General features: G+C 62.8%; 24 protein-coding genes. 9 read left to right on the top strand and 15 right to left on the bottom strand.

Translation table 11 applies throughout. From position 1 onward, the window contains the following. Nucleotides 1-18 precede the first annotated feature (18 nt). Together LFL96_RS31420 and LFL96_RS31415 are read left to right on the top strand one after the other, a co-directional pair. Nucleotides 19-903: a LysR family transcriptional regulator gene (locus LFL96_RS31420; RefSeq protein WP_281001788.1), complete on the top strand. Its 885-nt coding sequence runs from the start codon at nt 19-21 to the stop codon at nt 901-903. A gap of 365 nt (nt 904-1,268) precedes the next feature. Beyond that, nucleotides 1,269-2,516, top strand: coding sequence for an EAL domain-containing protein (locus tag LFL96_RS31415; protein WP_281001787.1), 1,248 nt, complete (start codon nt 1,269-1,271; stop codon nt 2,514-2,516). Nucleotides 2,517-2,594: 78 nt separating this feature from the next. On the opposite strand, the gene LFL96_RS31410 is transcribed toward LFL96_RS31415, so the two are convergent. From LFL96_RS31410 to LFL96_RS31360, 11 genes are all read right to left on the bottom strand, one after another. Then, on the bottom strand, nt 2,595-3,314 hold the full coding sequence (locus LFL96_RS31410; protein ID WP_281001786.1) for a DUF3142 domain-containing protein: 720 nt from the start codon (nt 3,312-3,314) through the stop codon (nt 2,595-2,597). Between the two features lie 7 nt (nt 3,315-3,321). Then, a complete protein-coding gene (locus LFL96_RS31405; RefSeq protein ID WP_281001785.1) occupies nt 3,322-5,409 on the bottom strand; it encodes a hypothetical protein in 2,088 nt (695 codons plus the stop codon). Nucleotides 5,410-5,959: 550 nt separating this feature from the next. After that, the gene (locus tag LFL96_RS31400; protein ID WP_281001784.1) at nt 5,960-6,403 is read right to left on the bottom strand and encodes an SRPBCC family protein; all 444 of its coding nucleotides are present in this window, start codon (nt 6,401-6,403) and stop codon (nt 5,960-5,962) included. A 149-nt stretch (nt 6,404-6,552) separates the two neighbouring features. Further along, nucleotides 6,553-7,245: an NnrU family protein gene (locus tag LFL96_RS31395; protein ID WP_281001783.1), complete on the bottom strand. Its 693-nt coding sequence runs from the start codon at nt 7,243-7,245 to the stop codon at nt 6,553-6,555. Nucleotides 7,246-7,311: 66 nt separating this feature from the next. Beyond that, nucleotides 7,312-7,695: a hypothetical protein gene (locus LFL96_RS31390; RefSeq protein ID WP_281001782.1), complete on the bottom strand. Its 384-nt coding sequence runs from the start codon at nt 7,693-7,695 to the stop codon at nt 7,312-7,314. Nucleotides 7,696-7,793: 98 nt separating this feature from the next. Further along, a complete protein-coding gene (locus LFL96_RS31385) occupies nt 7,794-9,251 on the bottom strand; it encodes a cytosine permease (RefSeq protein ID WP_281001781.1) in 1,458 nt (485 codons plus the stop codon). Between the two features lie 224 nt (nt 9,252-9,475). Continuing rightward, nucleotides 9,476-10,168 (bottom strand): cytochrome b/b6 domain-containing protein, encoded by a 693-nt coding sequence (locus tag LFL96_RS31380; RefSeq protein WP_281001780.1) that lies wholly within the window; start codon nt 10,166-10,168, stop codon nt 9,476-9,478. Nucleotides 10,169-10,202: 34 nt separating this feature from the next. Then, entirely contained in the window at nt 10,203-11,000 is a 798-nt protein-coding gene (locus LFL96_RS31375) for a BPSS1780 family membrane protein (RefSeq protein ID WP_281001779.1), read from the bottom strand. Between the two features lie 57 nt (nt 11,001-11,057). After that, a complete protein-coding gene (locus tag LFL96_RS31370; RefSeq protein WP_281001778.1) occupies nt 11,058-12,227 on the bottom strand; it encodes a DUF1700 domain-containing protein in 1,170 nt (389 codons plus the stop codon). A 17-nt stretch (nt 12,228-12,244) separates the two neighbouring features. Continuing rightward, nucleotides 12,245-12,565: a PadR family transcriptional regulator gene (locus LFL96_RS31365; protein ID WP_281001777.1), complete on the bottom strand. Its 321-nt coding sequence runs from the start codon at nt 12,563-12,565 to the stop codon at nt 12,245-12,247. A 182-nt stretch (nt 12,566-12,747) separates the two neighbouring features. Next, nucleotides 12,748-13,110 (bottom strand): translation initiation factor Sui1, encoded by a 363-nt coding sequence (locus LFL96_RS31360; RefSeq protein ID WP_281003910.1) that lies wholly within the window; start codon nt 13,108-13,110, stop codon nt 12,748-12,750. A 275-nt stretch (nt 13,111-13,385) separates the two neighbouring features. Between LFL96_RS31360 and LFL96_RS31355 the strand changes: the two genes are divergently transcribed. Beyond that, nucleotides 13,386-14,813 (top strand): DUF1254 domain-containing protein, encoded by a 1,428-nt coding sequence (locus LFL96_RS31355; RefSeq protein ID WP_281001776.1) that lies wholly within the window; start codon nt 13,386-13,388, stop codon nt 14,811-14,813. Nucleotides 14,814-14,868: 55 nt separating this feature from the next. Here the strand turns inward: LFL96_RS31355 and LFL96_RS31350 are convergent, their stop codons facing one another. Beyond that, the gene (locus LFL96_RS31350; RefSeq protein ID WP_281001775.1) at nt 14,869-16,338 is read right to left on the bottom strand and encodes an amidase; all 1,470 of its coding nucleotides are present in this window, start codon (nt 16,336-16,338) and stop codon (nt 14,869-14,871) included. A gap of 145 nt (nt 16,339-16,483) precedes the next feature. On the opposite strand from LFL96_RS31350, the gene LFL96_RS31345 reads away from it, so the two are divergent. The 5 genes from LFL96_RS31345 (at nt 16,484) to LFL96_RS31325 (ending at nt 22,877) form a co-directional block, all read left to right on the top strand. Further along, on the top strand, nt 16,484-17,398 hold the full coding sequence (locus LFL96_RS31345) for a LysR family transcriptional regulator (protein ID WP_281001774.1): 915 nt from the start codon (nt 16,484-16,486) through the stop codon (nt 17,396-17,398). 190 nt (nt 17,399-17,588) lie between these two features. Beyond that, entirely contained in the window at nt 17,589-18,329 is a 741-nt protein-coding gene (locus LFL96_RS31340) for a gluconate 2-dehydrogenase subunit 3 family protein (RefSeq protein ID WP_281001773.1), read from the top strand. Beyond that, nucleotides 18,329-20,107 carry a GMC family oxidoreductase gene (locus tag LFL96_RS31335; protein WP_281001772.1) on the top strand — a complete coding sequence of 593 codons (1,779 nt, stop codon included), beginning with the start codon at nt 18,329-18,331 and terminating at the stop codon, nt 20,105-20,107. The genes LFL96_RS31340 and LFL96_RS31335 overlap by 1 nt, the downstream gene beginning before the upstream one ends. Further along, nucleotides 20,104-21,516, top strand: coding sequence for a cytochrome c (locus LFL96_RS31330; protein WP_281001771.1), 1,413 nt, complete (start codon nt 20,104-20,106; stop codon nt 21,514-21,516). Before LFL96_RS31335 ends, LFL96_RS31330 begins: the two co-directional genes overlap by 4 nt. Before the next feature lie 167 nt (nt 21,517-21,683). Then, a complete protein-coding gene (locus tag LFL96_RS31325) occupies nt 21,684-22,877 on the top strand; it encodes a porin (protein ID WP_281001770.1) in 1,194 nt (397 codons plus the stop codon). Between the two features lie 66 nt (nt 22,878-22,943). Here LFL96_RS31325 and LFL96_RS31320 read toward each other — a convergent pair whose 3' ends face one another. From LFL96_RS31320 to LFL96_RS31310, 3 genes are all read right to left on the bottom strand, one after another. Next, nucleotides 22,944-23,783 (bottom strand): helix-turn-helix transcriptional regulator, encoded by an 840-nt coding sequence (locus tag LFL96_RS31320; protein ID WP_281001769.1) that lies wholly within the window; start codon nt 23,781-23,783, stop codon nt 22,944-22,946. Between the two features lie 148 nt (nt 23,784-23,931). Continuing rightward, nucleotides 23,932-24,480, bottom strand: a complete 549-nt coding sequence (locus LFL96_RS31315; RefSeq protein ID WP_281001768.1) for a carboxymuconolactone decarboxylase family protein — start codon at nt 24,478-24,480, stop codon at nt 23,932-23,934. Between the two features lie 128 nt (nt 24,481-24,608). Beyond that, nucleotides 24,609-25,436: a S24 family peptidase gene (locus LFL96_RS31310; RefSeq protein WP_281001767.1), complete on the bottom strand. Its 828-nt coding sequence runs from the start codon at nt 25,434-25,436 to the stop codon at nt 24,609-24,611. A gap of 201 nt (nt 25,437-25,637) precedes the next feature. Between LFL96_RS31310 and LFL96_RS31305 the strand changes: the two genes are divergently transcribed. After that, the gene (locus tag LFL96_RS31305; RefSeq protein WP_281001766.1) at nt 25,638-26,363 is read left to right on the top strand and encodes a metallophosphoesterase; all 726 of its coding nucleotides are present in this window, start codon (nt 25,638-25,640) and stop codon (nt 26,361-26,363) included. The last annotated feature ends 16 nt before the right edge of the window (nt 26,364-26,379 follow it).

The following is a 26,379-nucleotide window of genomic DNA, read 5'->3' as shown; positions in this document are numbered from 1 at the left end:
TGAACGAGGAAAAGCGGCATGCGAGAGATCAGTCTGGACCGTCTGCGCACCCTGGTCGCGATTGCCGACCGGGGCTCGTTCGCCGAAGCGGCACGCGCGTTGAACCTCGCGCCGCCCACCGTGAGCCTGCATGTCGTGGAACTGGAAGGTCGCGTCGGCGCGCCACTGCTATCGCGCAGGCGCGGCCAGGTGCGGCCGTCGGCGATCGGCGAGGCGCTGGTGGAAAAAGCGCGCCGCCTGCTGGACGACGCGGAACACGCGCTCGAAGAAGCGCAGCGCCAGGTGCAAGGTCTGGCCGGACGCGTGAGGCTCGGCGCGTCGACGGGCGCGATCGCGCATCTGCTGCCGCAAGCGCTCGAAGTACTGGGCGAGCAGCATCCGGGCGTCGACGTTCAGGTCGCCGTGCTCACCTCGCATGAAACCTTGACGCGGCTGGCGGACGGTTCGCTGGATATCGGACTGGTCGCGTTACCGCAGTCGGCGGTGGCCGGCCTTGTCATCAAACCGTGGCGGCGCGACCCGGTGATGGCCTTCGTGCCGTCGCGGTGGCCGTGTCCGGCGCGCATCACGCCCGCGTGGCTCGCCGCCCAGCCGCTGATTCTCAACGACGCCTCGACGCGGCTTTCGCGCCTGACCACCGAATGGTTCGCGAGCGACGGACATCACCCGGTGCCGCGTATCGAACTCAATTACAACGACGCGATCAAGAGCCTCGTCGCCGCCGGCTACGGCGCGGCGCTGTTGCCGCAGGAAGGCGCCACGCCCCTGCTCGACACGCGCATCGCGATGCGGCCGCTGCGGCCCGCGTTGTGGCGGCGGCTCGGCATCGCGCATCGCGCGGGACAGGTGGAGCGCTCCACGCAACACGTGCTCGACGTGCTGTGGGATTTACGGCTCAAGTAAGGATTAGAAAGACACCTTTCATTTGCATGAATAGACGCGCGCGATTCTCTTTCGCGCCCGCGCCGAACTCGAATATGCTATTTGGGTCTCAAGAATAGAAACCCGGCGCGAAACCGCCGCGACTCAACCCAATTAAACGCAATCCAGCGCCGCCAATCGACGGCGTCAGCCGGATCGGAGACAATCGAGGTCTTTATTACCGAATCCCGTTCGTTGCGTCAGCAACATGTCAGCCTGTAATCATCGGCGGGACAAAATCCGGTTTCAGAATAAGATGCGGGGTTTTATTTCCGCAGTCTGAAACTCTCTCTTTCTGGAGTGGCTATCACGATGTACCCCGGACACGACCGGAAACGGAACCCGGCATGAACGACGTCAGCAACATAGCCGCCGAAGCCGCTGCACCGCTCGATACGGCAGTGTTCGTCGCGCGTCAGCCGATCATGGATCGCGGCGGCCGCGTGGTCGCCTACGAACTGCTTTTCAGGGACGGTCCCACCGGCGTGGGCCGTATCGACGACGATCTGCGCTGCACCACGGCGGTCGTGCAACGCGCGGTCGGCTCGATCGGGCTCGAACGCCTGGTGGGCAGCAAAGCGGCGTTTCTCAACTGCCCGCACGACTTTCTGTTCTCGGACTATCCGAATGTCTTGCCCGCGTCGCGTTTCGTACTGGAGATTCTGGAGTCGGTCGAACTGACGTCCAGTCTCGCGCGCCGTTGCAGCGAATTGCGCGGCACCGGTTTTCAGATTGCACTCGACGAAGTGCGCGGCATGACGGAGGAAATCCGCTGGTTTCTGCCCTCCGTCGATATCGTGAAGATCGACTGGCCCTTTATTGCACGGGATGAATTACCGGAACTGGTTGCCCAGTTCAAACGCGCCGGTAAAGTCGTGCTCGCCGAAAAAGTCGAAACGGTGGAAGACGCGGAACTGGCCAGGCAACTCGGTTGCGATCTGCTGCAAGGCTATTACTTCTCGAAGCCGCAGATCGTTTCCGGCAAACGCGCGATGCCGCCCGTGAAGGCGATTCTTCGCGTGTTCGATCTGGTCGGCAGCGACGCGCCGTTGAGCAGCGTGGCGCGTGAGTTGAAAGAAACGCCGATGCTGGTCGCGCAACTTCTGCGTCTCGCCAACAGTAGCGAACAGCCGAACGGCAAGGCGGAGCGTATTTCCTCGCTCAAGCAGGCACTGTCGATTGCCGGCAGCCGTCGTCTACTGCATTGGTGCGGGTTGCTGCTTTACGCGAATCGCGACGGTTTGCCGATCGGCGACGATCCGCTCGTGCTGCTCGCGCAACGTCGCGCGCATTTCATGGAGAAGGCGCTCGACCTGTTGCCGGACGGATCGCGTCCGCTGCTCGCCACCGCCTACCTGACGGGCATGCTGTCGCTGCTGCATATCGCGTATCACATGGAGCTGCGCCATTTCGTCGATGAACTGCCGGTGTCCGATGCGATCCGCGAGGCGATTCTCGACGGCGGCGGCGTGCTCGGCGAACTGCTGAGCATCGCCGGCCATCTTGAACGCAGCGATGGCGATGCGGCGATCGAAGGGCTGAAACGGCTGCCAGTCGCGGCCGATCAGATCCGCAAGATGATCGAGTGTTATTGAACAGGCGGTGATAGTCGTGGCGGTGGCGGTGGTTGGCGCGGCGACAATCAGCACGCCACCGCTATCATCGCCACGCGCTCACACGCCATTGCGCAGAAATACCACATAGCCGCGAAACCACGGGCTTTGTGCGAGATATCGCGGCGCTTCCCATTCGCCGCCCTGAATCAGTCCGATCCGAAACGGCAATTGCAACCGCCCGACACGCGGCAGATACGCGTCGTAATCCGCGATCGTGCGACGGCCCTGATACGTCTGCACCACCACCTCGTCGACAATCCGCTTGAGTTGATTCACCTGATCGGTATCGATGCGGCTGCTCCAGTCGAGCAGACCGGTAATGCTCAACCGGCAATCGGCGGGCAGACGTTCGCGCAATTCGCGCAGAACGTCGAGATAGTCCTGCAGATGCAGCGTATGCGCGTCGAAGTCGATCTGAACGCCTTCGACCACGCGGCCCGACGCGCGCCAACGCGCGAGCTGGGCCAGCATGATGTGCTCGACACGCGGCGTCCAGTGCAACGTGTGCGCCCGATACGCGAGCCACACGTGCGCGTTCGGCAGCCGCGGCAACGGTGGCAGCGACGCGTCCTGCGCGATGAAGCGGACTTGCGTTTCATCCGCCGGCGATGCCTCGATCTGCCCTTGCAGCACGTAGATCGTGCGCGCATCGTTCAACACCGCTTGCGGCTTCACGCCGGCCCACAACCAGAATGCGTCGTAACGCGCGGCATCGACCGGTCCGGCCAGCGCGAGCCGCGCGCACAGCAGCAGGCCCAGACAGCAGAGCCGCGTCATCCGCCGTTCACCAGTAGTACTTCAGCGACCGTGCCCACTTCGTGCCGGGATAGGACGCCTTCAGCGTATTGAACCATTGCTTGCGTGTCGCTTTGGAAATGTCATTGCCGCCGCATTCGCTGTAACCGGCCGGCGCGAAGCACTGGATCGCGCGGTACAACGCGTAGGCCCGTTCGTCGGCCGATGCTTGCGCATTGCCGATCACGGTCTGGTAGCTGCCGATCCGCTGATAGCCCTTGCCCGCGAATTGCGACGGCGCACTGCCGAGCGTCGGCGGCTGGGCAGCGGCGCCCGATGCCGGTTGCGACGCGGCGCCGTACACCAGCCCCTCTTCGCTCAAACCGTAGGCGGGCGGATAGCGCCGCACGAATTCCGCGAGACAGTTCAGCCCTTTCGGATCGCTGCCGTCCTGCTGCAAGGACGCCGCGACATCGCGCAACGCCGGGCACGCGTAACCGGCATCGCCCGCACCGCCCGTCTGCACGAATGGCTTCAGGTTATCCGACGGACGATCGGACACCAGCGAAACGTCCGCGATGAAATCCTGATAACGCGCGCGCGTCAGTTCCTTGTAGAGCAGCGTGTACGTTGCGATGTCGCGCAGCGCGCCGCCCGTCGCCGGGTTCTTCGCCTGCGCGCGCAGCAGGTCCGCGTTGGCCGCACGCTCCAGTAGCGTCGCGCGGATCGCCGCGTTCTGGATCGGCGAATCGTCGGCAAAGACGCGATCGACGAGGCCGGCCTGTTCGAGATTGATCGCCAGCGACAATTCAAGCGCCTCGCGCTGCATCGCATAACGCGCGAGCGGGATCAGTTGTGCCCACAACTGCCGCGCCTGTTCCGCCTGACCGCTGTCTTCCAGCGCGAACGCGCGCAGCGTCTGCTGGCTCAGCGCGAAATAATCGAGCGACGCGCCGGGCGCTTGCGGCAGCAAGGCCAACGCCTGTTGCGGCTGATGGTCGACGTACACGTGATACGACGCGAGCAGGTAGTCGTGCAGCGCCGGTTGCGCGGCGAAGCGCGGCTTCTGCGCCTGAAGCTGGGCCAGCGTCAACGGCTTCGGTGCGCTCGTATCGCCAGCGGCGACCGCGCGCATTTTCATCAGATCGACGATGGCGAGCACCGACGGCGAACGGATCTGGTTCGGGTCCGCGTTCGTCGTCAACAACAGCTTGCTGTCGAGTTCATTGGCAAGTTGCCCGAGCGGTACGTTCGAGGCGTTCGGCGACCACTGCGCAAATGCCTTGTCGTAGAGATCGGCCTGCTGCGCGGCATTGCTGCCGAGCCACGCGACACGCCGCTGAAGCCCCACCGCGGATGCCGCATAGCGGCCTTGCGGATAGACCTTCAGGTACGCGCGGAACACGGTGTCGGCGGCATTGAGCGAGACCTTGGCGACCTTGCCGGCATCCAGTGCGGAAGTGTCGGCGTCGAATACGTTCGCTTGCGCGGCGTTGAGTTGCGCCCGGCCCGCCATATAGAGGCCGGTTTCCTTCAGCCACGGGTCGGTGCTGCGGGAAACGCTCGCGAAAGCCTTCGTCGCGTTGGCGAAGTCGTGCCGATAGAACGCGTACGCGCCGTCGAGGTAGGTTGCGTATTGCAGGGCGACCGGCGATTTCAGTGCCGAGGGTTTCGTCCACGCGACGCTGCCGCCGTTCGCCGCGCAGGCGTTGGCCATGTCGGCGCGTGCGCTGCGCAGACGCGTGGCTTCGTCGCCGGGCACGCTGTGCGCGGCGGCGAGCGCGTCGTTGAATGCCTGGGTGCCGGACGCGACGCTACGGCAGATGTTGCCTTCGCCGTCCGCATAGCTATCGGATGGCGCGCTGCTTTCGGACGCATTGCCGTTCGCGGCGTCCTGCTGCCGCTGCGCGATTTCGACCCAGCCGGAAAAGTCGTATGTGAATGGGACGACCAGTTGACCCGTCTTGTCGGTGGGCGGCACGACGACTTTCGGATTGGCGAGAACTTTCGCCAGCCTGGCGGGGTCGGTCATCAACAGCATCGCGTTGATGCGCGTGTCGTTGCCGGGACTCAGGATCGGCATGCCGCCGCAGGAATAACCCGGCTGGCGAAGCGTGGCCGTCGCTTCGCAGGACATGTCGGAACTCGCGTAAGCCGCTGAAAGGGGAAGCAGGCTCGCGATTAATGCGGCGCTCAGGTGTCGATACTGCAACGTGCTACTCCTCGTTGTTTTTGTTTGGACCGGTGCATTGAATAGAACGAGATACGGCGCATGAAACGGAATAGTACTTAAGCTCTCCAGCCCGCTTTCGATAGCGCGTATGCGGTTTTCAACCGATTCACAATTTTTAATGCGTTTTGTGTTTATCTGCCCGCCGAAATTCGGAGCGATATTACCCTGGGTTGTTTACGCCAAGGTTGAAACTGGCGAGATAATTTTTCTGATTGACGCGGGCACTGTCTGATTCAGGCTGGCGCGCACAAATACGGACCGCCGAAATAGAGAACTTCCCGCCTCTGTTTCGCTCGCTCCGCTTCCCCGCCCTTGCAGGTGGGCTCGAACTCGCCATCGAAGTACTTGTGGAGATGAACGAGGAGTTGCTTATCGCCGGCCCGGCGACCCAGAAATGCGTGCACGGATTGCCTGGCGCGTGACCGTCCTAAGGACGATCACGCCCGGCAAACCGTCAAGGAATCACCGGCTCAACCAGCTTCGTCAATTGCTCCAAAGACTCCTGCCAGCCGAGATAGCACATCTCCGTGGGAATCACCGCCGGTATGCCTTCCTGCACGGCCGAGAGTTCGCATCCGCACGATACGGGTTTGATGGAAATCGTCGTGATCATCTGGCCGGGCAGGTTCGGATCGTCGAAGCGGCCGGTGTAACGGATCTTCTCATTCGCAACCAGTTCGAGATACTCGCCGCCGAACGAATGGCTGTGGCCGTTGCCGAAATTATGGAAAGACATCTGATACGTGCCGCCCACTTGCACTTCCATATGATGGACGCGGCAGGTGAAGCCGTACGGCGGCAGCCATCTCGCTATCGCATCCGCTTCGAGAAATGCGCGATAAATGCGCTCGGGCGTCGCACGCAAAACTCGATGAAGCTGAACGGTTCCGGTACTCATGGTGTATTCGCCTTTCAGAAAAAAGTTGGACATACCCGTACGACGAGTCGGCGCGCCCAGTATCGACACGAGCCGATGCCAGGGAAAACCCCTGAGAGTCCGGAGTCTAATCCATCGGGGATGTCAGGCAAACACCGTGAAACCGCGAATTACAACCAGCGCCAGATGCCGGCGGCAAATCCGGTCAGCGGACGGTGCGCCCACGTGGCCGCGAGCCACACCACGAATCCGCCGGCCAGTGCGTGCATGCCGAAGCCGCCGAGCCGGGCGCGTCCGGAGACGATCGCGGCAAAAGGTAAATAACTGGTTTTCGCTTCCCACGCGGGCCATTGTTCCGGCTGCAACTGCTCTTTCTTGCGGTCCTGCATCACGGACCCGACCAGCGCGAGCACGACGATCGCCACGTTGACGATCATGTTCTTGGCAATCGGAAACACGGCGATGTGACACAGCCCCCACAATGCGAACGACCACATCATTGGATGACGGGTAATCGCAAATACACCGTGCGCGGCTTCGGGAAACACATTCGCGCGGCCACCCGTGGGCAATGCCGGATTGCGGATCAGCGACCCCATCAGCAGAATCGACGCGAGCAACATGACGAGCGTCGCGATCGCCCAGAGCGCGCCGCCGACCGGCCATAACGGCGAGGTCAGCGGTGCCTTGCCGTACGCCCAGATCAGCCAGCCGAGCGTCACGAACGCGACGAGCGAGTAGATGCCCTGGAATGCGCGTTCACCGATTGCGCGAATCAATACCCCGCGCCCCGGATGAGACAACAGGAAGTGACTGCCCACGAACGCGACCGCGGCCGCTGCAACCATGCTGGTGCTGTCCATCGGACGTGCTCCTCGCGAATGTGATGCACAGACAGGGCTGCAGCGTGCGATGCGGCGGAATGGAAATCAGGCTTTGCGCTGCAGCAAATCCGCCGCAACGGTCTTTGCATGCGCCACCGCCTCCTGCGCGTTGACGAAGACGCCCAACTCGTCCCAATGCTCCTCGACGGCGTACGTGCCTTTGATGCCTAACGCCCGCTGCACGCGCAACTGCGCGGCATAGCCGCCCTCCTGCAAGGGCCGTGCGCTGGCGATGATCTTATGCGGAAGACCGGAACGCTCCGGCTGCATCAACTCGACTTGACCGCCCGGCGCGCCGACGTCGGTCAGCGCATTCCTTGCCTTGCAGTCTGGGCAGTAGAAGCACCACCCGTCCTCCTCGCGAACCGACCGAACCTGCCCGCGCGCGAGTACGGCGCGACATTCAATGTTTTCACAGATGAACGGCATAGCTGTCTCCGGAGTTGTTTGCGGAAATCCTAGCATGACCGCGGAGCGTCATCCATTGGCATTGTTGCCTGATTTTTTCGTTGCGCAAGGGGCTCCGGTCAAACGCGCGTCGGCGTAATCGCGGCACGCGGTCGCAGCATCGCCATGATCAGATACATGCCGCCGCCGATCGCCACACCGAAGAACCATCCGTACGTATTCCACCAGGGCGGCAGCAGTTCGGTGAAGTTGGGCAGGAACGTCGAGAACACGCTGCCGACCGCCGCCGATAACACTGCATTGAGGTTCCAGCCGCCTTCATAACGATATTCGCCATGCTCGTCGTAAAGCGCGGCGACATTGATCTGGCCTTTCGCGACGAGGTAGTAGTCGACGAGAATGATCCCGAGCAACGGCCCCATGGTCGCGCCGATCGCATTGACGAAATGCGCGGCATTGCCTTCCCACGGCGCGAACGGATAAAGCACGAGCGCGATCGTCGCAGCGATGTAGCCGCCCTTCTTGAAGCTGATCCGTTTCGGGAAGACGTTGGAGATATCGAACGCAGCCGAGACGAAATTCGCCACCACGTTGATGCCGAGCGTGGCGACCGCGAACGTGAGCGCCGCGATCAGCGCCAGCACCCAACTGTCGAACTTCGCCGAAATCTGTTCGGGATGCAGCAGCACTTCGCCATACACCTTGAAGGCGGCGATGGTCGTGATGCCGGCGACCAGCGAGAACGCGATCAGGTTGACCGGCAATCCCCACAGGTTGCCCTTTTTCACCGCATCGCGATTCTTTGCGTAGCGGGAGAAGTCGCAGAAGTTGAGATAGAGCGCCGCGAAATAGGTGATCCAGGTTGCGCCGACGGCCATCAGCGCCCAGAACGAACCCGGATCGCCGCTCACGCCCACATCCCTGGTTTTATCGAGCAGCAGGTTGACCGGAATGCCGCTGCTGAAAGAAAAACCACCGGCCTTCACGCACAGTCCTATCGCGAGCAGCAGCATCGCGATCCACACGGCCGGGCCGGCCCAGTCCTGAAAGCGGCGCACCGTCTCCATCCCCTTCTGGATGATCAGCAGTTGCAGCGCCCAGATGATCACGTAGCAGATCACCTGAAGCGCCGAATGGCCCAGCCAGTGCGTGCTTTTGTCGAATTGCAGCAGGCTGTCGTTGCGGATCAGCAGCGCGACCAGCGCCCCCGACGCGGCGGCCGTCTGCGCGCCGTACCAGAAGCACGCGACGATCGCCCGCACGAGCGCCGCGAGATTGGCGCCCCACACCCCGAACGACGCGCGGGCAAGAACCGGATAAGGCACACCGGTCCTCTCGCCCGCGTAGCCGATCAGGTTCATCAGCGCAAAGATCACCAGCGAACTGAGCCCAATTGCCAGGATGAAATTGACGAAGCTGCCGCACAGCAGGAACAGGCTCGCGGCGAGGTAGTAGCCCCACAGGCTATGGACGTCGGAAGTCCACACGTTGAAGATGCTGAAGGCGCCCCAGCGACGGTCCCTGGCCGGCGCGAGATCGTCGTTGTACAGGCCGGGGGAAGGATTGCGGATGTCCATCTGTCATCTCCTTGGGGCTCGTTTGGGGCTCGCTGCGGGCTTATAGGGTCGAGGAAATGCGGGCTCGCTTTTGTGAGGCAAGCTTACTGCCGGAATTCAAGCAATATCGTAGCCTCGACAAAATGCGCTGCGGGGAGTTTGGCAAGGCTTACTGGAAGCTTTCCGGGCGTGTGCCCGCCTCGCGATGCGCGGACAGCGCTCGCGTGCAATCGCCGCGCCGGGAATCAGAGGTAAGTTGCCAACGCAACGACGATCGCTGACGCGATCACCAGGAGACAAAGCGCGCGTATCGACGATCCCACGCGCGGCGGCTGTAGCTGCATAGGCAGCGGTTTGCGGCCGGTCAGCATGGGCCGCAGCAGGTTGTGCCCCTTGGCGAGCGCGTAAAGCACAATGGCCGACAGATGCAGGATCACCGCTACCACCAACGCGTCCCATCCGACGCCATGTAACGTCTCGATCGCATTGGCGATGACCGCCGGCATCCACGCGGAAAGTGGACCGACGTCGGCGACGTCGTTATAGACGTAAAGACCGCTGAGCGTTTCGGTCAGGAGCAAAGCGAGCAGGAGAACCACCATCCAGCCGCCGGCGGGATTATGGCCGACCTGCACGTCGGGTTCGCGCCGGAACAGATCACGCAGATGGTGCAACGCCGCAGCGGGCGATTTCAGAAAGTGCCGGAAGCGCGCCGTCTCGCTGCCGGCACATCCCCAGAACAGGCGAAAAAGTACTAACGCCAGCAGCGTTTCGCCGATGCGGACGTGCCAGTCCATCCAGTTCAGCTTGATGGTGATATACGCGCCGAGCACCAGCAGTACGACCGACCAGTGGAAGAGACGTGTGGGCCAATCCCAGACGAGCACCGGTCGCTCAACGGATTGCGGCGGCGCATCAGATGACGGTCTGGGGTCCATGCATGTGCTCTCGCTCGGCAATGACGCCACTACTTTACCGCCCGCCAAACACATCCCGATAGCTACCGTACAGCGACATCACGATCAGCGCGCTGGCGAGGGGCGTCAGCACGAGCGCCCGCACGATCAAGGGCGTGAACGAAGCGAGCAGCATGACGCTCACCACGACCACGACATACAGGCAGGCCACCTGCCAGTTGCGGGCGACGGCTCGCACGCTCGCCGTCATCGCGTCGAACGCGGACGCCTTGTTCAACACGACCAGCGCCGGCGCAAACCACATCAACGAAACCGGCAACACGCGCAGCAACAGATCGACCAGCGGTTCCAGAGGATTATTGGCATCGGCGTGCGTCGCATAAGCGAACGTCAGCGCATGAACGCCGTTCGGCGCGACGTATGTCGTCATGCTCACATGAAATGCCGCAAGCGATATCACGTGGCCCACGTAGGTGACCGCCACGCAGCACAGTCCGATCGTCAGCAGCGCGTTGCGCTGCGCATGCACCGCACCGATCACGTCACGGACAGACCAGCGCCCGCCCCGGCTCGCTCGTTCCTGCATCAGCAAGGCCACGGCCATGGCGAACGGCGTGACGAGCACGGCCAGTAACGACAACGACCGTGCGTACGCGAGCAAGGTCGCGACGTCAGCGCGTATCAGGATCACGGCGAGCCACAACAGCGGCTTTGCACTCGCGATCTGCAGCCCTTCCGCGAACCAGTTCACGACACTCGAAACGTCGACGAGTCGCGCGCCCGGCAGACGCCATTCCCGTTCGATACGTGCGCCGTCCGCTACTACCGGATCGCTCGAATAGTGCATTTTCATGACCATTTCCTTTGTGCAGGAAGAGTTCGCCGCCATCGATCGCCGCTATCGCCCGAATCAGGCCACGTGCCCGTTTTCCAGACGCGCGGCGATATGTTCGAGTTGCCGCTGAACGTAACGGGCCAGTGCGCGCCACGTCATGCGCGTCAGCCACACGCACAGACACAACCCGATCACGCCGGTCAGCAGGATCACGAAGCCGTAGATCATCACGCCGAGGCGCGACTTATGCGGTCCGAAAATCATCACGTGCTGGCCGCCGTTTCTGATCGCAACACGATCGCCGTCGATGTCGACCGAATCCGAGCCGCTATGTATCGACAGACTTTGCGGCCGCCCGCTTGCGCCTTGCACGAATGAAAAATGATCGCCATGGTTCGACACGTCCCACGCCATGGCCTTCGGATCGGTACCCACGCGAGCGACCGAAACGCGGTCGCCTTCCGCATCCTTCAGATCGAGCGCGACGACGTCGGCGCGCGCGATCGACCATGTGCCATCCGTTTCGGTTCTGAACAATTCGCGGCCACCGCCTACCGCATCGATCTTCAACTTGCCGTCGTGGTTCTTGATCACCACGGGGCCCGCGAGCGTCACCACCGAGATACGCGAACCGGCATCGGGCAACAGATAGAAGCGATCGCCGGTTACCTTGAAGATCTTCATGTCGATTTTCGCCAGACGCGCGTCGTCGTCGGATACGGACGACGCGCCCGAGCTAACGGCTGCGGCCGATGCATCTCCACCAGGATTAGCCGCAACGTTACGATCGGCATCTGCCTCATGGGACGCGAAGCTGAACGGCACCGAATGCGACGGTGGCCACCCGAACAGATGATGACTACCCAGCGCAATCACCGTCACGAGTCCGACGAGCGTCAATACGCTGGATACCACGTAACCTATCGTCAGCATCAACAGATAGAACATGAACGGGATCAGCAGGATCAACTGCAACAGGCCGAGCCCCGCGATCGACACGATGACTCGCGCCAGATTGCCGAACGAACGCCGTGCCTCCCATTGACGCAGCGTGGCCTGCGCCTTGAGCTCGCGCGCCAGCTTGACCGGGTCGCCGAGCGCGGCGACGACCTCCGCTTCGCTGCGGCCGGCGGCGAGCGCGTCGCCGAAGTACTCGTGGTAGTCGGCGACGATTTCGTCGACCGTGTGCTTCGGCAGACTCCGCAGTTCATAACGGAGTGTCTGGATGAATTCTTCCTGCGTCATGCCTGCTCCCCTGTTCCTTAGCGCGTGCCGGATAAATCCAGCACACCGTTGACCTCATCGACAAAACTACGCCACTCGTCCTGCATTTCCGCGAGACTCGCGCGGCCCGCGGCCGTCAGCTTGTAGTACTTGCGCGGCGGACCGGAACTGGATTCGACGAAATACGTGCTGACCCACGACTCCGCCTGGAGCCGGCGCATCAGCGGATAAATGGTGCCTTCGCTGATCTCCATGGTTTCCGATAGCGTTGAAACGATCTCGTACGCATAGCTATCTCCGCCGGCGAGGACCGCGAGCACGCACATGTCGAGCGTGCCTTTCTTGAGCTGAGTTTTCATTCTGAGCCGTTGTGTGACGGGTTTTGCACGGTACCTTGTTATGCACTGGTGCTGGAGAGATTTTGGCCCTCTTACCGCTGCGTTGATGGGTAATCTAGCAGCCGGTATCGTTTAATGCAAGGTATCTTTTTATGTAGAGATGACGGCCGTTTCAGCGGAACGATTCGCGCAGGACCGGCTAATCAGCCGCCGGCCCGTTTGGCGCCATGCCCGAGTTTCTTGAGCGTTTCGACGACGCGCTCGCCGTGATCACCCTGTATTTCGATCACGCCATCCTTGACCGTTCCGCCGGAGCCGCAAGCTTTTCGTAATTGTTTGCCCAGCGATGCAAGCGCAAGCGGATCGAGCGCGAGTCCCTTGACGACGGTCACGCTTTTGCCCCCGCGGCCCTTGGTTTCGCGGGAGACGCGCGCGATGCCGTCGCCCGAGGGCAACACAGCGGCTGCTTTTTTACAGACGCAATTGCCAAGCGGTTGCCGGCATTCGGGGCACATGCGGCCGCCCTCGGTCGAGTAGACGAGACCGCCTTTGGCGTTGCTTTTCATGATTGGATAACCTGGCGCCACAAAGCGCGCGAAGCGGGCAAGTCTAGCAGGCGCGCGACTCACGGCCGTCGTTACCATCGCGTTGACCTCCGGCCTGGCCCATTCTTGCGCGCGACGTCCATTTGGACGATTCCCCGTCACGACGACACGCCTATCTTCGTGGCCACCACGGCTCCGTCCGATCAAGCACGGTGCCTCACCTCAGTTCGGCAACCGCATCACGGGAGGGTTGGATGACGTTGCATCGATTCACAAGCGCTCACACCAGAACGGGCGTGCGCCAAGATGGAAGCAGACGCACTTTCACGTGGATCTCACAAGCGGTCACCGCGCTGACCCTGGCGGCCGCGGTTGCTTCGCCGGCACCGGTATCCGCGCAGCAAGCCACACCCCATCCAACCGACAAGCTGATCGGCGCGGCCTACAACTACGCGTTTCCCCTTTTCAAACTATCGCAGTACCGCTGGACCGCGCTCGATACCCCCGACGCGCGAACCAGCACCACGCTCAACCGCTTTGCGCATGCCCGGCAAATTGCCACGCCCGACGACCGCTGGGCCAATTCTCCCATCGTCGACGCCTTGTATTCGACCGCGTGGATCGATCTCTCCCATGGTCCCGTGACACTCGATACGCCGGACACGGGCTCGCGATACTACGTGCTGACGCTGATCGACTTCTATTCGAACACGTTCTTCTACGCCGGGCATCGCACGACCGGTACCGCGCCGCAACGGTATTACGTCGTCGGTCCGGAGTGGAAAGGTACGCCGCCTGCCGGCGTGCAACTAGTGCGCGCGCCGACCAACGACCTCTACGTCAATCTGCGCGTCCAGGTCGACGGCCCCGCCGATGTCCCGGCGGCCAACGCCATTCAGGACGGTTTCCGGATCACGCCCCTCACGCCCAACCAATCCGTCGCGTCGGGACAGACGATCGACGCACCGCCGCGTATCCGACCATCGGCCGATACACCGCAGGACTTCCTGGCGGTCGTCAATCAGATGCTGACGCTCGATCCGCCGCCGGCGAGAGACCGCGCGCTCGTCGAGCAATATCGCCGCGTCGGCATCTGCGGCGCTCAATGCTCGTGGGACCGCTTGCCCGCCGACATTCAGGCCGCGTGGACAGCGCGTTATCCGCAGCTCGAACAGGCATTCCTGACCACCTACCTTGCCGCCGCCCGCGCGCATGGCTGGATCGACTACAACCCGCCCGGCTCGAAACTCGGCACCGACGAACAACGCGACTACGACTTGCGGGCACTCGCGCTGGCGATGGGCATGGGCATGCTGGGCGTGAGCCGCGAAGAGGCGAACTACTGGATCACCTTCCGGGACGCCGACGCCACACCTTTGCTCGGCAGCCGGCGATATCGGCTCCATCTGCCGCCGGGGGGCATTCCCGCGCGCGCGTTCTGGTCGGTGTCGCTGTACGCGGTCGATAAGGACGGACAGTTCCTCGCCGCCAATCCCATCGATCGCTATCAGATCAGCAGCCGCACGCCCGGGTTGAGGGTGAATGACGACGGCAGCATCGACATCTGGTTGCAGCCGCAACGACCCGCGAATGCACAGGCGGCCAATTGGTTACCGACGCCGGCCGACGGCCGCGCATTCACCCTGTTCGCCCGTGCGTACGAACCGGCGGGCAGCGTGCTGAGCGGGACGTTCAGGATGCCGCCCGTTACCGTGCAGCGATAAGCGATAAAGCTGATCGCCTGCGAACGGTCCTTGTTCGCCGCACGGCAAGGACCGTTTACGATCGCGCGCCATCACGCGCACTGCCCGCCCAAACCACCGGCCGCCGATCCCGCCAGGGCCGCGATCGTTCGAGCTGTCCGGCAAGCCGCAACAACGTGTCCTCTCTCGCGAATCCGGCCGCGAACTGCATCCCGATCGGCAGACCGGTTTCGCGGTGGCACGCCAGCGGCACCGACATCGCGGGGACGCCTGCCACATTGAACGGCGGCGTAAAAGGCGCATGTCGAAAGACGTGTTGCGTCCATTCGAGACCGTTCATCGATTCCGCGCCGCTGCCATAGGCGCCAATAGCAGGCGGCATGTGCGGCAGCGTCGGCGTGAGCAGCACGTCGAGCGACTCGAACCAGTGGCCGATTGCGCGCGTCACCGTGTTGCGCATCGCCAGCGCGGCCGCGAACGCGGACGCCTTTTCCTCCTGACCGTGGCGATAGCACGCCAGCGTGGTGGGCTCCAGTGTCGTCGCGTCAACGGGCCGCCCTGTTGCGGCCGCCAAGCCATCGATCCAGCCGACGAGTGTCGCCGTCCAGATTGTCGCGTTCATCTGAACGAAGGCATCCCACGACACACCGAGCGGCGGTTTGACTTCGTGAATCGTGTGGCCGAGATCTTCGAGGAGCCTTGCCGTGGACACAACCTCCGCTGCAACCGCGGGGGCGGTTCGATCCACACTCCACGGATCGATCATCATGCCGATCTTCAGCTTGCCGGGTTCGCGGCCGACCTCGGACAGAAAGCTACGTTCCGGCGCGGGCGTGAAGTACGGTTCGCCGATCGCGCGCCCGTGGATCGCGTCGAGCAACGCGGCGCTGTCCCGCACGCTCCGGCTCACGCCCAGTTGCACGCCGAAGCCCGCGAAGACTTCATCGAGCGCCGGCCCGTTCGAGCTGCGTCCGCGCGTCGGTTTGAGTCCGAACAAACCATTCGATGCAGCAGGCACACGAATCGAACCGGCCGCATCCGTGGCATGCGCGATCGGAACGATGCCCGCGGCCACGGCCGCGGCCGCGCCGCCGCTCGAGCCGCCGGCGCTCAAGCCTGGTTGCCAGGGGTTGCGCGTCGCGCCTTCGAGGACAGACTCCGTGGTCGTGCTGAAGGCCATTTCCGGCGTCGTGGTCCGGCCAATCGTGACGAGGCCCGCCGCGCGAAATCGCGCCATGAGCCATGAATCTTCGTCGGCCGTGACGCCGCGAGCCAGACGGCTGCCGAACTCCACGCGTTTGCCTTTCATCGTCACCGCGAGATCCTTGATCAGAAACGGCACTCCGGCGAGCGGACGGGTACCGGCGTCCGCATGGCCGCCGCTTTCGCTGGCAGGCCAGTGCTCGATGACTGCGTTGATCTCGGGATTCACTGCTTCGATCGCGGCGCGCGCGAGCTCGGCGAGTTCGGCTGATGTGATTTCGCGCGCGGCCACTCGCGCGGCGAGTCCGATTGCATCGTGACGGGCGTATTCGCTGAGATTCATTTTCACCTCCGTGTTGGAGGCCAAAAGGTAGTGCACCGATGCCGCGCCGATTAGTCCATCAAGGTGGCAAGGATTGAGCCATCCACGGAACAATGGCTGTGCTAGGCTCGTTTCCTCAACAACGTTCAGTCGGATGCACGCGTCAATGGCCAGAGACCTCAACGACACGCTCGTGTTTCTTCGCGTCGTGCAGGCGGGCAGCTTTACCGCCGCGGCACTCGCGTTGCAGATGCCGAAGACGACGGTCAGCCGTCGCGTGCGGGAACTGGAAGCGCATCTCGGCTCGCGTCTGCTGCATCGAACCACGCGCAAGCTGCGGCTCACCGAAGCGGGTACCGCCTATTTCGAACAGTGCCGCGGTATCGCGAAGCAACTCGACGACGCGGAAAGCGCGGTTCAGCGGATTCGCGGCACACCCGGCGGCTGGCTGAGAATCACGCTGCCTTATTCGTTCGGCGCGACGTGGATAGCGCCATTGATCGCGGGGTTCTGCACGCGCTATCCGGACGTGCGCCTCGATATTCTTGCCACGCACGTGCCGCTCGATCTTTTCGACGACGATGTCGACGTCGCGTTACGCCTCGGCACCCTACCCGATTCGAGTCTGGTCGCGCGGCGGCTCGGCAGTTTTTCGACGTCGATCTATGCGAGTCCCGCTTATGTCGAACGGCACGGCGCGCCGGCCAGTCCCGATGAACTCCATCAATTGCCGACGCTCGCGCTTCATCAGGCACGTCGAGACAGCGGCTACACGTGGCCGTTGCGCAGGACCGGACGGAAGCCGGTGCACTATGCGGTGGAGCCGGTGATCGTCGCCAGCGACCCCGTGCTCGTACTCGATGCCGCGCGCGCCGGTCAAGGCTTGCTGCTGGCGATGGATGCCAGCATGGCGCCGGAAGTGGAAGCCGGCCGTCTGGTCGGGGTATTGCCTGGCTGGATTGGGCCGCAGCAGGATCTGAATGCGTTGTTTCCGCAGGAGCGCGTTCCCTCGCCGAAGTTGCAGGCGTTTTTGCAGTACCTCAAGGCGCAATTGCGGTTTGGGGGGACGGTCGAAAAATAACGAGCCATCGACTATAAGTAACTGATTTAAAAAACTTTTACCCCTCCTCACCCTCATTCCCCCACTTCCGGAAACAGCTTGTTGTAAAATTCCAGAAAGACTTTGGAACCGGTTCCATATAACATGCCGGCGATTCCCAAAGACTGCTTGGCAGCGCAATCACGCGCTGCCCTCTGGTGACTAGAACAACATGTCTCAATCCCCTCTCAGCTCGCGGCGCGGTTTTCTGCGCACGGCGATCGCACTGGTTCCGGCCGGCACGCTCGCCGCCTGCGACGACCGGCATCCCACCGCAACGTCGGCGGCCGGTGCCACGCCATCCGCTGCCACGCAAACGTCCTCATCGACCGCCGCGGACTACAAGCCGAAATTTTTCGACGCCAGGGAATGGGCCTTCCTGCAGGCCGCCGTGGATCGGCTGATCCCGTCGGACGCCGAAGGCCCCGGCGCGCTGGAAGCCGGCGTGCCCGAATTCATTGATCGTCAGATGGACACGCCGTACGCACACGGCGCGCTGTGGTACATGCAAGGTCCGTTCGCCCAGGGCGCACCCGAACTCGGCTATCAACTCAAGCTCGTGCCGCGCGATCTCTATCGTCTCGGCATCGCAGCCGTGAACGCTTTCTGCACGAAGACCTACGCACGCAGCTTCGATGCGCTCGACGCGCCGATCCGCGACACCGTCCTCGCCGCGCTCGAAAAAGGCAAGGTCGACCTGGCCGATGTGCCCGCCGCCACCTTCTTCGCCCAGCTCCTGCAGAACACGCGCGAAGGCTATTTCTGCGACCCCATTCACGGCGGCAATCGCGACATGGCCGCCTGGAAGATGATCGGCTTTCCCGGCGCGCGCGCCGATTTCATGGACTTCGTCAATCAGAACGGCGCGGCGTATCCGTACGGCCCCGTGTCGATCGAAGGAAAACGTACCTGATGTCCACGCAAACCAAACCGCACGTCGACGCGGTCATCGTCGGCTTCGGCTGGACCGGTGCGATCCTCGCGAAGGAACTCACCGAGGCCGGCCTGAACGTGGTCGCGCTCGAACGCGGCGAGTATCGCGACACCTATCCGGATGGCGCGTACCCGAACACGATCGACGAACTGACCTACAACGTCCGCAAGAAACTGTTCCTCGACCTGTCGAAGACCACCGTGTCGATCCGTCACAACATCGCCGAAACCGCGCTGCCGTACCGGCAACTCGCGGCGTTTCTGCCGGGCGAAGGCGTCGGTGGCGCGGGTCTGCACTGGTCGGGCGTGCACTTTCGCATCACGCCGGAAGAACTCCGCCTGCGCAGCCATTACGAAGAACGCTACGGCAAGCGCTTCATTCCGGAAGGCATGACGATCCAGGATTACGGCGTCAGCTACGATGAACTGGAACCGCATTTCGACTTCGCCGAAAAGGTATTCGGTACCTCGGGGCAGGCTTACAAGGTCAACGGCAAAGTGGTCGGCGACGGTAACGTATTCGAAGCGCCGCGCAGCGACAACTTCCCGCTCGCCGCGCAGCTGAACACCTATTCCGCCGAACGCTTCGGCAAGGCCGCGCGTGAACTCGGGCTGCATCCGTACCGTTTGCCGTCCGCGAACACCTCGGGCCCGTACACGAATCCGTATGGCGTGCAGATGGGCCCGTGCAATTTCTGCGGCTTCTGCAGCGGCTACGCGTGCTACATGTACTCGAAGGCCTCGCCAAACCTGAACATCCTGCCCGCGCTCAAACCGCTGCCGAACTTCGAACTGCGCTCGCGTTGCCACGTGCTGCGCGTCGATCTCGACGATACGAAAAAGCGCGCGAAAGGCGTGACCTATGTCGACCCGGCAGGCAACGAAGTGTTCCAGCCCGCCGATCTCGTGATCGTCGCGGCGTTCCAGTATCACAACGTGCACCTGCTCCTGCTGTCGGGCATCGGCAAGCCGTACGATCCCGTTTCCGGCGAAGGCGTGGTGGGCCGCAATTTCGCGTATCAGAACCTGTCGACCATCACCGCGTTCTTCGACAAGGACACGTTCACCAATCCGTTCATCGGCGCGGGCGGAAACGGCGTCGCGGTCGACGACTTCAACGCCGACAATTTCGATCACGGTCCGCTGGGTTTCGTCGGCGGTTCGCCATTGTGGGTGAATCAGGCGGGCACCAAGCCGATCAGCGGCATCGCAACGCCCGCGGGTACGCCAAACTGGGGCGCCGACTGGAAGAAGTCCGTCAAGGACCATTACGCGCACACCCTGTCGATGGACGCGCACGGTTCCAACATGTCGTATCGCGACGTGTTCCTCGACCTCGATCCGACCTATCGCGATTCGTACGGGCAGCCGCTGCTGCGCATGACATTCGACTGGAAAGACAACGACATCAAGATGGCCCGCTACGTCACCGGTCAAATGCAGAAGATCGCGCAGCAGATGGGACCGAAATCGATCAACGTCTACACGCGCGAATTCGGCGCGCACTTCGATTCGCGCCGTTATCAAACCACGCATCTTGTCGGCGGCGCGGTGATGGGCACCGATCCGAAGACCAGCGTGTTGAACCGCTATCTGCAGAGCTGGGACGTGCACAACGTGTTCGTGATGGGCGCGTCGGCCTTTCCGCAAGGCATCGGCTACAACCCGACCGGCCTCGTCGCCGCGCTGGCCTACTGGTCCGCGAAGGCGATCCGCACGCAATATCTGAAGAACCCCGGGCCGCTGGTGAGCGCATGAACAAGAAAATCGATTTCCAGCGCGCCGCGCGGGCGGTCAAACGGGCGGGCATGGCGTCGCTTTGCGCGGCGGCTGCGATGAGCGCATCGTTCGCCGCGCAAGCGGCAACGCAAGACAACGCAGTGCGGACGCAGACGCAAACTCAAACGCAGGCGCAAACGCAAACTCAAGCGCAGACACAAATCGCCCACGGCGAATACCTCGCGCGTGCCGGCGATTGCATCGCCTGTCACTCGACGCCCGCCGGCAAGCCCTTCGCGGGCGGCCTCAAATTCGACACGCCGATCGGTGCGATCTACTCCACCAACATCACGCCGGACCGCGACACCGGCATCGGGTCGTGGACCTTCGCGCAGTTCGACCGCGCGGTGCGTGCGGGCGTGAAGCCGAACGGCGACACGCTCTATCCGGCGATGCCGTTCCCGTCGTATGCGCGCCTGAGCGAAGACGACATGCACGCGCTGTACGCGTACTTCGCGCAGGGCGTCGCGCCAGTCACGCAGTCGAACCGTCCCGTCGATATCGTCTGGCCGCTGTCGATGCGCTGGCCACTCGGCATCTGGCGTCATCTGTTCGCGCCTGAACCCGTCGCGTTCGAGGCGCGGCATTACGCCGACCCCGTGATCGCGCGCGGTGCGTATCTCGTGCAAGGCCTCGGCCATTGCGGCGCATGTCATACGCCGCGCGCCGTAACAATGCAGGAGCGTTCGCTGACCGACCTCGACGGCACCGGGTTCCTCTCGGGCGGTGCGCCGATCGACGGCTGGGTACCGTCGAGCTTGCGCGGCAATCCGCGCACCGGCATCGGCGCATGGAGCGAAGCCGACATCGTGCAGTTTCTGAAGACCGGCCGCACGCAGCACAGCGCGGCATTCGGCGGCATGACGGACGTCGTGCAGCACAGCATGCAGCACATGAGCGACGCGGATCTGACCGCGATGGCACGCTACCTGAAGACGCTGCCGTCGAACGACGCCAGGGAAACGCCGTACGCGTACGACGACACCGCCGCCCACGCGTTGCGCGGCGGAGACGCAAGCGCAACCGGCGCGGCCGTCTATCGCGACAACTGCATGGCCTGTCACCGCAGCGACGGGCGCGGCTACAACCGCGTGTTCCCGGCGCTCGGCGGAAACCCCGTCGTGCAGGGCAAGGACGCGACCTCATTGATTCACGTGCTGCTGACAGGCGGCACGCTCGAAGGCACGAAGACCGCGCCGTCTTCGTTCACGATGCCGCCGTTCGGCTGGCGCCTGAACGATCAGGAAGTCGCCGACGTGACGAACTTCGTGCGCACGAGCTGGGGCAATACCGGCTCGACCGTCAGCGCGTCCGATGTGGCCAGGGTCCGCAAGACGGTCACGGTACGCGCCCCGGACTTGCCGCCCGGCGCTTCGCTGGGTCGCTAAGCCTCGATATCCGCTTCCACGTTTCCCCTTCCCCCTTTCCCCGCTTCACGCGATCCGCTCCCGACGTCGTGCAAACGCCGGACGGAGCGGAACCCGCGTGCACGGACAAAAGAGAGTCCGCCATTTAGACGGCTCGATAAAAACGTTCCACCCGAACTATGACTACGATGAAAAAGCACTGGTTTGCCGCTCCCCTGTTGTTGTCCTTCGCCGGCATCGCGTCCGCGCAGAGTTCCGTCACGCTGTACGGCATCGTCGATGCGGGCATCTCATACCGCAGCAGCGAACGCACCGGCACGACCGGCCACTACGGCAGCCATTCGAACCTCGCAGCCACGAGCGGCAATCTGTCCGGTAGCCGTTGGGGCATCAAGGGGCAAGACGACCTTGGCGGCGGCTGGCGCGCGCTGTTCCAGCTGGAAGACGGCTTCGACATCACGAACGGCAAGCCCGGTCAGAACGGCGGACTGTTCGGACGTCAGGCGTTCGTCGGCATCGGCAGCCAGCAGTACGGCACGATCACCCTGGGCCGTCAGTACACGTCGCTGAACGATTTCGTGGCGCCGGTCGCGCCGGTCGCACTGGTCGGCGGCTTCGGCGCGCATCCGGGCGATATCGACGATCTCGATCAGACCGCGCGCGTCAACAATTCGATCAAGTACACGAGCGCGAACCATGCGGGCTTCACGTTCGGCGCGCTGTACGGCTTCGGCGGTCAACCCGGCAGCCTGAAGCAGCAGAACACGTGGAGCGTGGGCGCCGCGTACGGCAATGGCCCGCTGCACGTAGGCGTCGGCTACGAACGCTCGGACAACAGCAAGACCGGTCCGAACGACAGCACCTCCGGCAAATGGAACGGCACCGACGACGGTCTGTTCAATTCGTCGATCAACGAAGGCTACGCGAGCGCGCAATCGCAACAGATCATCGCGACCGGCGCGACTTACGATTTCGGACCGGCGCTCGTCGGTGTGAACTACAGCAATGTGCAATACCGTTCAGGCGCCGACTCGCTGTTCAAGGGTCATGCGACGTTCAACGTCGCGGGCGTGTTCGGTCAATGGACGATCCAGCCGGCCGTGCAATTGTTCGCGGGTTACAGCTACACGCGTGGCGGCGAGGTGAATGGCGTGGATGAGCGCGCGCAATATCACAACGTCACACTTGGCGCGCAGTACAACCTGTCGAAACGATCGACGGTGTATTTGATGGGCGGCTATCAGCACGCGTCCGGCGGCACGCTGGATGCGCTCGGCAATCCGGTCGCGGCCAGCGCGTCGGTCAGCGACAAGGGTAATGGCCATTCGTCGGCGGCGCAGTCGCAGACGATCGTCAGCATCGGGTTGCGGCACAAGTTCTGATCGCTGGCGGGCGGGACGATGGCGAGCGTGCTCGAACTCGCGCCACGCCGACACGCCGACACGCTGCTAACTCGCGCGCTCGCCTAGCATCTCAAGATGCAGTGCTTCCGTTTCGTCGTCCGCCGGGAACATGCATTCGATTCGCAGTTCCTGCGCGGCGATGGTTTGCGGCGTGCCGACGCTCGCGACCATCGAGAAGTACTTCAGCACGCGACCGTTTTTGATGAAGCCGATGGGTATCACCGGCATGGACGTCGACGCCGGATCGGTGTTCGACGCCCTGCCGGATGACAGATCGACCGCAACATCCGGATAAGCCCGCAACGCATCCAGCAACTCGCGCGTCGTGTCGTCGATCACCCGCCCCACCGACTCGCGGTGCACGCGCTGAATCAAACTATCCGCCACCGTTTGCCATTCGGCCACGAACGGCCGCATTCCGTCGGGATCGAAAATCAGATGCAGCATGTTGCGCGGCCCTTTGCGCGCCGCCATGTCGATAAAGCAGTTGAAAAAGCGCGGCGCGGACGCATTGGTCATCAACACGTTCCAGTAGCGATCCATCACGATGGCCGGAAACGGTTCATGCTGGCGCAGCATGCGGTCGAGCGCTTTCGTGACGCTCTGCATTTCCGCGGCATTCCAGGCGGTATCGGCATAGACCGGTGCATAGCCCGCGGCCAGCAGCAGCGTGTTGCGTTCGCGCAGCGGAACGTCCAGCGTCTGCGCGATGTCCAGCACCATCTGCCGGCTCGGCACGCTGCGGCCGCTTTCGATAAAACTGATGTGCCGCTGCGAGACGCCTGCGTTGAACGACAGGTCCAACTGACTGACGCCGCGCATGTCGCGCCAATGACGCAATAGCGCGCCGAGTTCGTTCGACGAGGCTTTGTTGGCTGAATTCATCGTTCTCTTGTCCGTGAGTCGGAACGGAAGTGACGTTGCGATCGGTGCGACGCAGCTGGATATCACACCATGCCGCACCGATCGAGCGAACCTGTCCGGGCAGCATACTATGCGCCGCCGGACGCCCCCTTCCCTGTCTTCATCACGCTCACGCGTGCCACGCATGTACCTGGAACTGTTCTTCCAGCGGCGGCTGCACGATGCTGCCCACGTAGTTCGTGATCGTCGATGCCGCCGTCACCGCGAGCAATTCGAGAACCTGATCGCGTCGAAAGCCGGCTTCGAGAAATGCATCGACATCGTGCCCGTCGAGATGCCCGCGCTTGTCGATCGCGGTCTTGGCCAGAAGGGACAACGCGGCGTGCTGGCGATCCGCCGGCTCGCGGCCCGCGCGGATCGCGTCGACGTCAGCGGGCGCGAGACCTTCGTGCAGCGCCAGTGCGGTGTGAAATGCCACCGCCCACGTACAGGCGTTCGTCACCGCATTGGTCAGCAACAGCGTCTGGATCTGCGCTTCCGTGAAGGTCCCCGAATGGACCTTCCGGAACAGATCGATAAACGCGCCGATCAACACCGGCGAGCCGGCCATGCTGCCGGCAATGTTGGGAATGAAGCCGAAGGTGGCTTCGAGTTGGCGCAATACCGGCTTCGAGAGTTCCGGCGCGGAGTCGATGGTGTGAACCTGAAAGCTCGACATGATGTGTCCTCGGTGAGTGAGCGCGGTCCGGAATGAACCGCGCGACCACCGAAGATTAGGTACGTGCGCGAGACACGCCAATTACCTCGGATGTAATAACGGAGCAGGAACCCGCGCGTGCACGCGCTTCAATTACCACCCGCCAGCCCCGAACCGGAGCGGTAGACCACCTCACCCGCGATCTGCAAGCCTTCCAGCTGATCCGCCGCAATGATCTTGTCGGGGAACTCCGGGTTGTAGGAGTGCAAGCGCAACGCGCCTTCCGGCTCCTTGAAAATCTGCTTCACCAGCGGTTCGTCTTCAAACGTCACCGCGTAGATCAGGCCGTCCCGCACGCGCTTTTTTGCCATGCAGATCATCATCATGTCCCGATGAAACAGATAGGGCTCCATGCTCCGGCCATGGACCTGCGCCAACCTGCAATCCTGAGGACGTACACCAAGCGCCTTGAAAAAACCGATGTCGAAAGGCAGCGCTTTTTTTTGTCTCACTTCCCACTGAATCACGCCATTCCCCGCAGAGTAACGATAGTCGTAACGGTCGATCCAGACTCGATCTTCGTCAGGCTCGAGATCGTCCGGCGTTTCCCAGGTGACTACGTTACCGCTACCTTCCGGCAGCAATTTCTCAAGTACATCCGCTCTTGCGCTCCCGGTCGTTCCATCGCCCGCCGTGCTGGCACGCGCTTTCCGGCGAGGCGCCGCGGCGCCCGTCACGTCGGCACGCGCCGCGAACCAGTCCGCCATGCCGGGAAGCGCTTCGATCTTCCGGATGGTTTTCTCGGTGACGGGTTTCGCACCGGAAAGCATCTGACGCACGAAAGCGCCGTCCTTATATTCCAGGAGGCGCCCAAATAGCGTCTGGTTCCCCTCGGGCTTGTCCGGGGTGCCAGTGACCTTTCTGATTGCCGCGTGCAGCCGGTCAACGCGCAAGCGGGCTAGTTCGATCTCGTTCATGGCGCATAGCGTAGCACAAGCTACGCGGGAACAATCATTTCTTGATTTGGCGTAGCGTTTGATACTATCATCATACGTATCGCTACTACCCACAAACGCCGGCCAACCGAGGGCTCCATCGCGCGCGTAACGCAACGGGCACGACGTTCTTCACGGGTGCAGCGCCAGGTCAATCTGATCAACGAAGAGAAGGAGGTCGCCTTGAATACCCTAGTCAACCGTTTCGCGAGAAATATCGTGGGCCGCGACTTCGCCGTCGGCGATATCCACGGCAAGTTTTCGCGCCTCGCGGCAGCCCTCGATGAGATCGGCTTCGACGAAGATGTCGACCGCTTATTCAGCGTGGGAGATCTTGTGGATCGCGGCCCGGAGTCGCATTGCGCACTCGACTGGATCGGCAAGACGTGGTTTCACGCCGTGCGAGGTAATCACGAAGATATGGCGATCCGCTGGCCCGACGGCGAGATGGGAAAAGGCACCTACGTGGGCAACGGCGGCGGCTGGAACGTCGCCAATACGCCGGACGTGCAGCGCCGAATCAGCGACGCATTCAAGACCCTGCCGATCGCCATCGAGGTTGCAACACTGGATGGCCCGATCGGAATCGTGCACGCCGATTGCCCGCTTCCAGACTGGACTGACTTCGTTAGTGCGCTTCTGGACAGCGACATGCCGGGGCCAACGCGTGCCTCCATCGCGGACGCCGCGATCTGGTCACGCAAGCGCGTCCAGTCGCACGACCGATCGGGAGTGAGCAAGGTCCGCGCCGTGATCGTCGGTCACACACCGCTTGCTTGCGCGACTGTTCTTGGAAACGTCTATCACATCGACACGGCCAGCCGGCTACGCGATGGCTGTTTCACCTTCATCAACCTGGCGACGCTGGAAATGATTCCGGCAACGGAGCAGATACTCCCGTGCCGCTAACGAGACAGGCGACCGA

Source organism: Paraburkholderia sp. D15 (genome assembly GCF_029910215.1).
In the GTDB taxonomy this organism is placed as follows: Bacteria; Pseudomonadota; Gammaproteobacteria; order Burkholderiales; family Burkholderiaceae; genus Paraburkholderia.
Note: the sequence above shows the minus strand (reverse complement) of the source record. Positions and strands in the feature narration are given on the sequence as shown.

Coding starts and splice junctions, on each gene's coding strand:
- LFL96_RS31390 (WP_281001782.1), bottom strand. CDS start 7,695: ATGCCGTTCATCTGTGAAAACATTGAATGTCGCGCCGTACTCGCGCGC.
- LFL96_RS31345 (WP_281001774.1), top strand. CDS start 16,484: ATGGCCAGAGACCTCAACGACACGCTCGTGTTTCTTCGCGTCGTGCAG.
- LFL96_RS31380 (WP_281001780.1), bottom strand. CDS start 10,168: ATGGACCCCAGACCGTCATCTGATGCGCCGCCGCAATCCGTTGAGCGA.
- LFL96_RS31325 (WP_281001770.1), top strand. CDS start 21,684: ATGAAAAAGCACTGGTTTGCCGCTCCCCTGTTGTTGTCCTTCGCCGGC.
- LFL96_RS31405 (WP_281001785.1), bottom strand. CDS start 5,409: ATGTCCTGCGAAGCGACGGCCACGCTTCGCCAGCCGGGTTATTCCTGC.
- LFL96_RS31320 (WP_281001769.1), bottom strand. CDS start 23,783: ATGAATTCAGCCAACAAAGCCTCGTCGAACGAACTCGGCGCGCTATTG.
- LFL96_RS31420 (WP_281001788.1), top strand. CDS start 19: ATGCGAGAGATCAGTCTGGACCGTCTGCGCACCCTGGTCGCGATTGCC.
- LFL96_RS31400 (WP_281001784.1), bottom strand. CDS start 6,403: ATGAGTACCGGAACCGTTCAGCTTCATCGAGTTTTGCGTGCGACGCCC.
- LFL96_RS31375 (WP_281001779.1), bottom strand. CDS start 11,000: ATGAAAATGCACTATTCGAGCGATCCGGTAGTAGCGGACGGCGCACGT.
- LFL96_RS31410 (WP_281001786.1), bottom strand. CDS start 3,314: ATGACGCGGCTCTGCTGTCTGGGCCTGCTGCTGTGCGCGCGGCTCGCG.
- LFL96_RS31385 (WP_281001781.1), bottom strand. CDS start 9,251: ATGGACATCCGCAATCCTTCCCCCGGCCTGTACAACGACGATCTCGCG.
- LFL96_RS31415 (WP_281001787.1), top strand. CDS start 1,269: ATGAACGACGTCAGCAACATAGCCGCCGAAGCCGCTGCACCGCTCGAT.
- LFL96_RS31335 (WP_281001772.1), top strand. CDS start 18,329: ATGTCCACGCAAACCAAACCGCACGTCGACGCGGTCATCGTCGGCTTC.
- LFL96_RS31310 (WP_281001767.1), bottom strand. CDS start 25,436: ATGAACGAGATCGAACTAGCCCGCTTGCGCGTTGACCGGCTGCACGCG.
- LFL96_RS31340 (WP_281001773.1), top strand. CDS start 17,589: ATGTCTCAATCCCCTCTCAGCTCGCGGCGCGGTTTTCTGCGCACGGCG.
- LFL96_RS31365 (WP_281001777.1), bottom strand. CDS start 12,565: ATGAAAACTCAGCTCAAGAAAGGCACGCTCGACATGTGCGTGCTCGCG.
- LFL96_RS31395 (WP_281001783.1), bottom strand. CDS start 7,245: ATGGACAGCACCAGCATGGTTGCAGCGGCCGCGGTCGCGTTCGTGGGC.
- LFL96_RS31350 (WP_281001775.1), bottom strand. CDS start 16,338: ATGAATCTCAGCGAATACGCCCGTCACGATGCAATCGGACTCGCCGCG.
- LFL96_RS31370 (WP_281001778.1), bottom strand. CDS start 12,227: ATGACGCAGGAAGAATTCATCCAGACACTCCGTTATGAACTGCGGAGT.
- LFL96_RS31315 (WP_281001768.1), bottom strand. CDS start 24,480: ATGTCGAGCTTTCAGGTTCACACCATCGACTCCGCGCCGGAACTCTCG.
- LFL96_RS31360 (WP_281003910.1), bottom strand. CDS start 13,110: ATGAAAAGCAACGCCAAAGGCGGTCTCGTCTACTCGACCGAGGGCGGC.
- LFL96_RS31330 (WP_281001771.1), top strand. CDS start 20,104: ATGAACAAGAAAATCGATTTCCAGCGCGCCGCGCGGGCGGTCAAACGG.